The organism is Brevibacterium permense (assembly GCF_025506275.1).
GTDB classification, from domain to species: domain Bacteria; phylum Actinomycetota; class Actinomycetes; order Actinomycetales; family Brevibacteriaceae; genus Brevibacterium; species Brevibacterium permense_A.
In genome coordinates this window covers 1-861 of the sequence record NZ_QYCP01000050.1, presented here as the reverse complement: position 1 = coordinate 861, position 861 = coordinate 1, and the positions used below count along the sequence as shown (strand labels likewise).

1 protein-coding gene is annotated in these 861 nt (G+C 65.4%); it reads right to left on the bottom strand.

Annotation, left to right across the window (positions count from 1 at the left end):
• The coding region (locus D3I60_RS01490) for a phospholipid carrier-dependent glycosyltransferase (protein ID WP_262774353.1) at nucleotides 1-861 on the bottom strand (861 nt) is incomplete at both ends.

The following is an 861-nucleotide window of genomic DNA, read 5'->3' as shown; positions in this document are numbered from 1 at the left end:
CCCCCGGGCGCTCGCCCACTAACGGGCGCCCGACCCCAAACGAGGGTCAGGCAATACGTCACCGCAAGCACCACGAACGGCACCATGACGATGGTGTAGAAGGTGAAGATCGTCCGCTCCTGGTAAGCGAACCACGGAAGCCAGGTCGCTGCCAGGCCGGCAAGGATGACGGCCGGGCGGACGTCCCGGCGGATGATCCACACGACGAGGCAGACGAGCACAGCCAAGGCGGCCAGGCCCCAGACCACAGGGTTGCCCACCGAGGTGATCGCCGAGGAGCACTTCGCGACCGTGCACCCCATATCGCCTCGGTCGTATGACTCGTAGTAGAACGACGTCGGCCGCCACTGCACGATCCAACCCCACGGGTTCGACATGTACGGATGCTCCGAGTCCAGCCCGACATGGAACGAGTACGCCGTGTAGTGATAGTGCGCCAGAGACGGCAGCCAATCCAACCACTCCGGCAGCGCACGCCACCAGCCGAAATTATCCGCAGCCCACTGTCGGTCCCACGCATCATCCGAACGGATCCACCCGGTCCAGCACGTCACATAGGTCACGAGCGCGATCGGCACGAGCTTGAAGAACGAGGGAATGCTGTCGCGGATGAACATGCCCAGCCACGGATGCACGACCCCGGCCCGATACCGCGAATGCACATCCCACAGGACGAGCAGAATCCCGAACGCCGCCAGTGCATACAGACCCGACCATTTCACCCCCGTAGCCAGGCCGAGACTGATCCCCGCAGCGAAGATCCAAGGACGCGCGCCGAGGCGGGGCCCGAAGTTGATCACGTCCCTGGACTTCGTCCGACGCCGACGTCGGGCTTCCGCGGTGGGCGGGGCCGCCTCGGGG